Origin of the sequence: Mycobacterium sp. (assembly GCF_049280035.1) — a bacterium.
In the GTDB taxonomy this organism is placed as follows: domain Bacteria; phylum Actinomycetota; class Actinomycetes; order Mycobacteriales; family Mycobacteriaceae; genus Mycobacterium.
This window is the reverse complement of sequence record NZ_JBAPPI010000638.1, coordinates 1-7076: the sequence shown is the minus strand read 5'-3', so window position 1 is coordinate 7076 and position 7076 is coordinate 1. Positions and strand designations below refer to the sequence as shown.

The following is a 7076-nucleotide window of genomic DNA, read 5'->3' as shown; positions in this document are numbered from 1 at the left end:
TGCGGCTGCGGCTGCGGCGGCTGCGCAGCAGCAGAGACGGGCGCGGCGGCGCCGTCGCGCGCAAATGCGCGACCACGGCGACGAGTTCATGGATATGAATGTCGAGGTGAACCCGGACTGGGGCGGGCCGTCGGGCGACGAGCCGCTGGGATCGGGCAATGGGGCGGGACCGTTGGGTTTTGCCGGCACCGTGCGCAACGAGGCCGCTGAGCAAGCCGCGGGGCTGACCACGCTTGCCGGCGACGAATTCGGTGGCGGGCCGACGGTGCCAATGATGCCGGGCAGTTGGGAGCCCGACGGGCACCCATGAGGCCTATGGCGTCAGCACGATCGAACCGACGGTCTGACGGCCCTGCAAGTCGCGGTGCGCTTGCGCGGCCTCGGCCAGCGGATAGCTGCGGCTCACCGTCACGCTGAGCGATCCTGCGGCGATCGCGTCGAATAATTCCCCTGAGCGCCAAGCAAATTCGTCGCCGGTGCGGGTGAAATGCGCCAACGTCGGGCGGGTCAGGTACACCGAGCCGGCCGCGTTGAGCCGCTGGGGGTCGACCGGTGGGACCGGCCCGCTGGACGCGCCGAACAATGCCAAGGTGCCCCGCACTGCCAGACTGGCCAGGCTGGCGTCGAACGTGCTCGCGCCGACGCCGTCGTACACCGCGGCCACACCAGCCCCGGCGGTCGGCTCGCGGATGCGGTTTCCGAATTCCTGCGCATCATCGCCGGGGTAGTCCAAGACGTCCGTCGCGCCGGCCTGCCGGGACAGCTCGGCTTTAGCCGGTGTCGACACCGTCGTTATCACCCGGACGCCCAGACTGGTCGCCCATTGCGTCAAAATCAGCCCCACCCCGCCTGCTCCGGCGTGGACCAACACCGCGTCGCCGGACTTCACCGGGTAGACCGACTTGAGCAGGTAGTGCGCGGTCATGCCTTTCAACAGTGCCGAAGCGGCCACATCCAAACCGACCGCTGACGGTACGCGCGCGACCAAAAAAGCTGGCGCGGTCGCGAATTCGGCGTAGGCGCCCGACGACGCAGCGGTCGCTACCCGGTCGTCGACCTTGAGCGTTGTCACGCCGTCGCCGACGGCGGCGACCGTCCCGGCCACTTCAGTGCCCAGCACGAATGGCAGATCGCGCGGGTAAGACCCGGAGCGGAAATAGGTGTCGATGAAATTCACGCCGATCGCTTCGGATTTGATCAGCACCTCACCCGGACCAGGGGAGGGCTGTGGCTTCTCGACATAGCTCAGGACTTCCGGACCACCGATTTCGGCGACTTCGATTGCGTGCATGACGACTATCATCCGCAAGCATGGTGTCCGCATGAAGTTGGCCCGGCCCGACATTCGTCATCCGCGGATCGTGTTGGTTGGTTCGCAGCGCGGCGACGACGCCGGTCTGGTGGCTGCGCTGCGCAAGAGAGGGCTGCACGCCCACTGGTTGTCCTGGCACGACCCGGAGGCGCTGCACGCCGATCTGGTGATCCTGCGGACCACCATCGATTACGCCGACCGGCTCGACGAGTTTCTGGGCTGGACCAGGCGGGTGCCCAACTTGCTCAACGCGGCAGATGTGATCGCCTGGAATGCCGGCCAACGCCATCTGCGCGATTTGCGCCATGCCGGGGTGGCGGTTCGCGCGTCAGCACTGGGCCCTACGACGGCGCTGGTCTACCTCGGCGGCGTGCAGTCGCATGCGTTCACCGCGCAACGGTCGGTGGATGCCGACTTCGAATTGTGGGACGTCGGGCACGCGGCGCTGCGTGTCGCGGCCAAGCAGGCCGGCATCCGGGCCGACGAGCTGCTCTATGCCCGCGCCGATGTCAGTGAAGATGCGGAATTGGTCGGGCTGGATCTAATTGCGCCGTCGCTGGGTTGGCAGCTGCTCGACGACACCGCGCGCGACAACGGGCAGCGGCAATTCGCGCTGTGCGTTGAGTCAGCCCTGGACCGGCTCGGGCTGGGTCCGCTCTCGCATCGACGCCCATAGCGCGGCGGTGGCGGCTGTGCACGCCGCCGCGCCTGCGACATGCACCGCCACCAGCGCTGCGGGTACTCCGGTGAAGAACTGCACGGTGCCGACGGTGGCCTGAGCGAGGAGCAGCAGCAGCAGCACGCCCAGCCGCAGCAGGATCGGGCGGGGTGCCCGTACCGCGAGCAGCCCGAAACCCAGACCGACCAACAGCCCGAGATAGGCCACCAGCAGTGAAGAGTGCGCATGCGCCAGGGTGGTGATCTCGATCCTGAGCCGCGGCACCGTCCGGTACGGGCTGGTGTCGCCGGCGTGCGGGCCCGCCGCGGTGACCAGGGTGCCGGTTACCAGCACAGCAGCCAGCGTCATCGCGCTGAGCGCGGTGAGCCAGCGCAGTGGCGGGGCCACCGTGCTCGTCGGCTCGCCGATGTCGGGTTCGCCGATCTTGACGTACAGCAGCACCGCGAGCCACACCATCGCCATCGACGCCAGCAGATGGATCGCCACCGTCCACCACAGCAAGCCGGTGAGCACGGTGATGCCGCCGATCACCGCCTGCAGCACGGTCGAGGCCGGCATCAACCACGCGTACACCAACACTTCCGCGCGTCGCCGAGCCCGGGTGACCGCCAGCACCGCCAGAATCGCGGCGATGACCACTGCGAAAGTGATCATCCGGTTGCCGAATTCGACGGCCTGATGAATTCGGGGCACCTCGGCGTGGGCCACCGGGGTGAAGCTGCCCGGAAAGCATTGCGGCCAGGTCGGACAGCCCAATCCGGACGCGGTGACCCGGACGATCGCGCCGGTGACGGCGATACCGCCCTGGGTCAAGATGACTACTGCGGCGATGACGCGCTGCGTGCGGAGGCTGGGTTCAGGCAGCAGATCCACCAGCCGCAAGAGCCACCGTCGGACAGGCACCGCCCGATCGTAGGCCAACAAAAACTACGCTGCGTAGTAGGGGCGCGCGTGCCATTCCCCTCGAGCGTCACGCCAGCGTGACGCTCGAGGGCGCTCGGCTGTCAGGTGAACCGGAACCACCGCAGCGCGGCCAGCGCGGCCAGGCCGCCCCAGGCGGCCAGTACTGCGACGCCGAACCAGTCCACGGACACGCTCATCGCCTGCGACAGCGCCTCGGTCAGCGCCCCGGCCGGGGTGAGCCGTGCCGCCCACTTGACCGGAGCCGCGATCATGTCGGTGTCCACGGTCAGCGCGCCGAGTCCGGCGAAGACGAACCACAGCAGGTTGGCCACCGCCAGCACAATCTCAGCGCGCAGCGTGCCGCCGAGCAGCAGACCCAGCGCGGCGAAACCTGCGGTGCCGAGCGCGATAATAACGGCACCCAACGCCAGGCCCGCCGGATGCGGCCGCCAACCAAGCGCAAACCCGATGGCGCCCAAGATAATTGCTTGCAGGAACACCACGGTGACCACCGCCAGCGATTTGCCGGCGATGATGCCCCAGACCGGAAGCGCGGTTGCGCCCAGCCGTTTGAGCGCGCCGTAACGGCGATCGAACGCCACCGCGATGGCCTGGCCGGTGAACGCCGTGGAGATCACCGCTAGCGCCATGATCACTGGGACGAAGGTGGCGGCGCGGTTGTCGCCGAAAGATCCCAGCGGCAGCAGCGTCAACCCAATCAACAGCGTGATCGGGATGAACATGGTCAGCAGCAGTTGTTCGCCGTTGCGCAGCAGCAGTTTCAGTTCCAAACAAAACTGCGCGGCCAGCATCCGCGGCACCGCAGCAGGGCGCGGGTCAGGGCTGAAAGTGCCTGCGGGAAAAACAGATTCGCTAGCGGTCATGCTCGCAGCTCCCGGCCGGTCAACTCCAGGAACACGTCTTCCAGGCTGCGCTGCTCGACTCGCATATCGGTGGCCAGCACGTCGATCTGGGCGCACCACGCCGTCACCGTCGCCAGCACCTGCGGGTCCACCGGGCCTTCCACCAGATACTCACCCGACGCCACCTCGGAGGCCCGGTAATCCTCCGGCAAGGCCGAGACCAGCAGGGACAGGTCGAGCCGTGGCGGCGCGCTGAACCGAAGCTGGTCCTTGGCGCCGCTGCGGGTCAACTCGGCCGGAGTTCCGGCTGCGACGGTCACGCCGTGATCGATGATGACCAGTCGGTCGGCGAGTTCCTCGGCCTCCTTGAGCTGATGGGTGGTCAGCACCACGGTGACGCCGTCGCGGCGGAGCGAGTCGATCAGCTCCCACACCAACAGCCGGGCGTGCGCGTCCATGCCCGCGGTGGGCTCGTCGAGGAACACCAGTTCCGGTCGGCCGACCAACGCGCAGGCCAGCGCGAGCCGCTGCTGCTGCCCACCGGAAAGCCGTCGGTAAGTGGTGCGTGCCGCATCGGACAGGCCCAGTGTGCTCAGCAGCCACTGCGGGTCCAGCGGGTCGGCGGCGTAGGAGGCCACCAGGTTGAGCATCTCGCCGGCCCTGGCTGCGGGATAGCCGCCACCGCCCTGCAACATCACGCCGATGCGCGGTCGTAGCCGCGCGTTGTCGGCGATCGGGTCCAGCCCAAGCACCTCGATGGTGCCGCTATCGGGACGGACGAACCCCTCGCACATCTCCACCGTCGTGGTCTTGCCGGCGCCGTTCGGGCCCAGCAGCGCCAACACTTCGGCGGCATGCACGTCGAGGTCGAGATTGCAGACGGCCCTGGTAGCGGCCGTCCCCGAGCCATACGACTTGGACACCCCGCGCAACCGCACGGGGACTTGGACGGCCTGGCTCACGAGGACTTAGCGTATGCGCCGGGCACCGGTGCGGGCTGCGGGGTCTCGCTGCTGGGCACCACATCCGGCGTCGCCGTGTCGCGGGTCGGCTCGGCGCTGGGCAGCGGCCGCCACGGCAGGCGGGTATAGGTCGCCGCGATCAGCAGCGCCACGATGACGGTACTGGCCACGGTGGCATCCACGATCTGAAACAGCGCGAACCGGTCGCCGTTGGCCGTTGGGCCGAAAATCCCGACGACGATCGTGACGGTGATCGCCGCTATCCGGAAACCGGGCCGTGTCGCCCATGCGGCCAGCGGGATGATGGCCCACAGCAGGTACCACGGCTGCACCACTGGAAACAGCAGCACCGTACCGCCGAGTGCAACTCCGAGCCCGCCAACCGGGTGCAGCCGGCCACGCAACACCGCCATCAACAGCCAGCCCACCATCACCGCGATGATCAACACGCCGATGCCACGGGTCAGCGACAGCACGGCGGTGGTGTGATCGCCCAGGCCCAGCAGGATCCCCACCTGCCCGGTGCCCAGAGCGATCAGTGTCGGTGGCGACATCCAGCTGCGCACCACGTTGGCGGTTCCGAGGGTGTAGATCCAGCCGAAACCGAGCCGGCTGGCCCAGCCGACCGCGGCCATCACTGCCAGCGATAGCCCGGCCATCAGCCCTCCCGCCAACAACAACGCCCGCAGGTTGCCGCCCCAGCGCCAGGCGAGCGCCGTCGCGACGAAGCCCAACGCCAGCAGCGACGGCAGCTTTATCTGTGAGGACAGCGTGATCAGGATCGCGCCGGCCAGCAGCATCGCCAGCGGCGCCCAGTCCGGCCAGTGCGTCCGAAGGCCGGGCCACGGCCGGGGCACCAGTGGCCGCGCGGAGTCGATTCCGCGTAGCGCAAACTCGGTGCCGGCCAGCATGAGTCCCAGCATCGGTGCTTCGTTGTGGATACCGGCGACTAAATGCATGATCAGCAGCGGGTTGGCCGCCCCCAACCACAGCGCGCTGACCTCGGCCACCCCGCAGCGGCGGGCCAGCCGCGGGGTCGCCCACACGATCAGACCCACACCGATCAGCACCACCAGTCGATGGCATAGCACCGCGGCGACGATGTTTTCGCCGGTCAACGCCGAAATTCCGCGGCCAATCCATAAGAACAGCGGCCCGTACGGCGCAGGGGTTTCCCGCCACAGGCTGGGCACCGACAAGGTGAAGACGTGGTCGAGGCCCAATCCGGTCGCCGGACCCACCCGATAGGGGTCGAGACCCAGTCGGCAGATCTGGCTCTGCGCCAGGTAGGAGTAGACGTCCTTGCTGTACATCGGGGGCGCCGCCAACAGCGGGAGCATCCACAACCACAGCGTGCGGTCCAGCTCGCCGCGGGACATCCGCCGTGGGCCCAGCGCGAAGCGGCCCAGCATCAGCCAGGCGAGGGCCATCATCACGGCGCCGGTGGTGGTCATCGTCAGCGACACCGTCTGGATCCGCGATGGCAGGTTGAGCAGCCGAACCCCGAACGTGGGATCCTGGACGACCGGCCGTGCCCCGGCTCCCAGCGCGCCGATGGCCATCAGCACCGTGCCGGTGGCACCGAACAGCCGGGTGCGGCGGACCGTGACGAGCTCGTCCACGTTGAGCGGCGCTCCCACCGCCAGTTCGTCGCCGTGCAACCTGGCGATCGACAAACTCAGCGGGTGGTGGCGGGCTGCCATCACAGCAGCGTAACCGCCAACCGACAGCGGCCGGGTTGGTCAGGTGTGACCAGCGCAACCCTGGCAGAGGGTAGCCTTCCTGGACCTGTTACCGGAATTGCGTCACACTGGTGTTGTGAAATTCCCGTCGAATGCGGCAGCAGCCGCAGCTTCGACCCACGACGGCCAGACCCGAAGCGCCGTCGTGCGGTTGCTGCTGGAGTCCGGGTCGATCACCGCCGGGCAGATCGGCGACCGGTTGGGCCTGTCCGCCGCCGGGGTGCGACGCCATCTAGACGCGCTGATCGACGCGGGCGAGGCGGAGTCGGTTCCCGCGGCGGCCTGGCAGCAGGAGGGCCGCGGCCGTCCTGCCAGGCGCTACCGGCTCACCGCGGGCGGCCGCGCCAAGCTGGACCACAGCTACGACGACCTGGCGTCCGCCGCGATGCGTCAACTCCGCGAAATCGGCGGTCAGGACGCGGTTCGCACCTTCGCCCGGCAGCGCATCGACGCGATCCTGTCCGGTGTCGAGGCGCCGGCATCGTCCGCGGACGACGACATCGAAGCTGCCGCCGAGCAGGTCGCCGGCGCGCTGAGCAAGGCCGGCTACGTCGCCACCACCACCCGCGTCGAGGGCCCGATCCACGGTGTGCAGATCTGTCAGCACCACTGCCC

At 68.6% G+C, this 7076-nt stretch carries 7 protein-coding genes and 1 pseudogene; 3 read left to right on the top strand and 5 right to left on the bottom strand.

Annotated elements, in window-relative coordinates; all coding sequences use genetic code 11:
• Positions 1–310: pseudogene (locus WAN71_RS20510) on the top strand (hypothetical protein); the annotation flags it as partial.
• A 3-nt stretch (positions 311–313) separates the two neighbouring features.
• Here the strand turns inward: WAN71_RS20510 and WAN71_RS20505 are convergent.
• Positions 314–1291, bottom strand: coding sequence for a quinone oxidoreductase family protein (locus WAN71_RS20505; RefSeq protein WP_422227087.1), 978 nt, complete (start codon positions 1289–1291; stop codon positions 314–316).
• 31 nt (positions 1292–1322) lie between these two features.
• On the opposite strand from WAN71_RS20505, the gene WAN71_RS20500 reads away from it, so the two are divergent.
• Positions 1323–1988 (top strand): hypothetical protein, encoded by a 666-nt coding sequence (locus WAN71_RS20500; RefSeq protein WP_422227088.1) that lies wholly within the window; start codon positions 1323–1325, stop codon positions 1986–1988.
• Here WAN71_RS20500 and WAN71_RS20495 read toward each other — a convergent pair.
• The 4 genes from WAN71_RS20495 to mptB form a co-directional block, all read right to left on the bottom strand.
• Entirely contained in the window at positions 1938–2912 is a 975-nt protein-coding gene (locus tag WAN71_RS20495) for a COX15/CtaA family protein (protein WP_422227086.1), read from the bottom strand. The genes WAN71_RS20500 and WAN71_RS20495 overlap by 51 nt on opposite strands.
• An 83-nt stretch (positions 2913–2995) precedes the next feature.
• Positions 2996–3778 (bottom strand): ABC transporter permease, encoded by a 783-nt coding sequence (locus WAN71_RS20490; RefSeq protein ID WP_422227085.1) that lies wholly within the window; start codon positions 3776–3778, stop codon positions 2996–2998.
• Positions 3775–4719 (bottom strand): ABC transporter ATP-binding protein, encoded by a 945-nt coding sequence (locus WAN71_RS20485; RefSeq protein WP_422227084.1) that lies wholly within the window; start codon positions 4717–4719, stop codon positions 3775–3777. The genes WAN71_RS20490 and WAN71_RS20485 overlap by 4 nt, the downstream gene beginning before the upstream one ends.
• On the bottom strand, positions 4716–6422 hold the full coding sequence (mptB, locus tag WAN71_RS20480) for a polyprenol phosphomannose-dependent alpha 1,6 mannosyltransferase MptB (protein WP_422227083.1): 1707 nt from the start codon (positions 6420–6422) through the stop codon (positions 4716–4718). The genes WAN71_RS20485 and mptB overlap by 4 nt, the downstream gene beginning before the upstream one ends.
• Positions 6423–6537: 115 nt before the next feature.
• On the opposite strand from mptB, the gene WAN71_RS20475 reads away from it, so the two are divergent.
• Positions 6538–7076: helix-turn-helix transcriptional regulator (locus WAN71_RS20475; protein WP_422227082.1), on the top strand; the 539-nt coding region annotated here is incomplete at its 3' end.